The sequence below is a fragment of the Bacillus sp. JJ1127 genome, from assembly GCF_036965845.1.
Lineage (GTDB): Bacteria > Bacillota > Bacilli > Bacillales > Bacillaceae_G > Bacillus_A.
On sequence record NZ_JBALQK010000122.1, the window covers coordinates 1 to 2,018 of the forward strand.

The window sequence follows — 2,018 nt, forward strand, 5'->3', positions numbered from 1 at the left end:
GTATACTGGCGATTTCAAGGTCGAGGTAAAAAATTCGATTCGTGCATGTTTTCCGTCCCTGGTCGCCAATCCGCCGAAAACACCGCCCCCGGCATAAAAAAAGAGCCGGTATTATTCTACCGACTACAATTTAAACGTTTTTAATTTATCTTCGATTTGTTCCTCTGTAATTCCGATGTATCTTAACGTTATTGAAGGATGACTGTGGTTTAATATCTTTTGTAACTCAGCAACGTCTTTGTATTGTTTATAATAAAAATATCCGAATGATTTCCTTAGACTATGGTTGCCTACGTTCTCTACTCCCGCAAAGTCTGCGGCCTTATTTAACTGGCGATATGCTTGCGTTGGTGTAATCGCCTTGTCACCCTTACGTGATGGAAACATCCACTCGCTATCTAATGTAGCTACATACGCCTGTATCTCATCGTATATAGAGTCCAGGTAGATTGTACGCTTCTTTTGCGTCTTTCCTTCCTTAACGATAGCTTTCTTCTTCCCCTTTACGTCCGATACCTTTAACTTTAGTAGATCACCGACACGTAATCCTGTATTAATACCGATTAAGAACAGTATGTAATCTCGTTCACTACAATGCCTACGTAACGCCCACTTCATGTTATCGATCTGTTCTAAATCTCGAATAGGTTGTACGTCCTTCAATTGCGTCATGTAAAATACCCCTTTCATCAACGTAGTAATATCAACGTTTTGAATGTACGATTTTTTAAGTTATCTCTATTTTATCGCTGATACCGCACAACGTCAATAGAATAAACGAAATGAATGTACGTTTTTATGTAGAATCATACATTCGTGAAGGGTGAGTTTCGGAGGGTGTACGCGTGTCACGAGCGTTCGCCTGGTAAAACGGGAAGTATGTAACGTAGTGTATAACGGTGAGAGTACGCTATTTTGTTAAGTTATGTTAACTATATCGGCATGTCATTAGCATTTGCGGAATTCGCAAGAGCATAACGCTTGTCCGAATAAGATCATACTGTATCGAAATACATACTCCGTTTTGGTCGTCGGAATTTCCGACAAGCAACAGGAGGTTAGGTTCACGATGTACCCGACCTCTTTCCTTTACTCTTCGTTATTATTACGCTTCGGGACAATCCCTCACTACGCCTCCCGCTATGGGCTACGTCCTCTTACCGATTAGTTATCTTCCGTAATTTCCGCCGTGTCCGTCGTATTTTCCCACTATCTTAGTTAGCGGTAGTTACCACCGTCCTCCACCTCGTTTAGCCAGTGGCGTAGTTCAAATAATTTTTCCGTTTCTTTTCGTTTTATGTGTTGACCGCCTTTACGCTTTTTGCTAGCGGAAGGAGGACGGTCTAGGAAACGATGGGCAGGCTTCACCGTTAATACATATACAAATTATGTCGGATTATTTATCGGTAGGATAGCGGTATATCCTGTTGTAGTATTGCGGTGCTAATGCTATAATCGGTAGTAACGAAATAGGAACGTGTTCATTTTAACGTTGATTTATCGCATGATTTAGCGGTTGATTTAACGCCATAATTTATCGTATGGTCCTTCGAAACCTTGACAGGGTGGAGGTCGCTGGTTCGAGGCCAGTCGGGATCATATGAGAAACCCCTTGCGCTGTAAGGGGTTTCTTTATGGATTCCTAACCCACTTAACTATAAATTCATTTTATTCCTTTTTTAAAATGGTTATAGTACTCATCAATTCGTGGTATCAATAATATCATAGTACCTTGCAATGTTTACCAGTTAATGGTATATTTTAAAATAATTTGATATCCATTAAGTGGAATTATTATATTAAAGGTGATGAGAGGTCCTATGAACATACAATTTTAAAAAAGTGTGTGAACTAATAGCTTTAGCAATACTAACTGAGAGTGATCAATATGGTTATTCATTAGCTAAACGTATTTCTAACAAGATAGAGATATCTGAAGGTTCTCTCTATCCTCTATTAAGGAGATTATATAAATCCATTTTAATTTTTCGGTACCTATATCCTTGCTATGCAGAATA

2 protein-coding genes are annotated in these 2,018 nt (G+C 39.2%); one reads left to right on the forward strand and one right to left on the reverse strand.

Features of this window, described 5'->3' with window-relative positions; genetic code table 11:
• Window positions 1-123: 123 nt before the first annotated feature.
• The gene (locus V7183_RS12880; RefSeq protein WP_335359771.1) at window positions 124-672 is read right to left on the reverse strand and encodes a tyrosine-type recombinase/integrase; all 549 of its coding nucleotides are present in this window, start codon (window positions 670-672) and stop codon (window positions 124-126) included.
• A gap of 1,170 nt (window positions 673-1,842) precedes the next feature.
• On the opposite strand from V7183_RS12880, the gene V7183_RS12885 reads away from it, so the two are divergent.
• A partial coding sequence (locus V7183_RS12885) for a PadR family transcriptional regulator (protein ID WP_335359783.1) occupies window positions 1,843-2,018 on the forward strand: 176 nt, incomplete at its 3' end.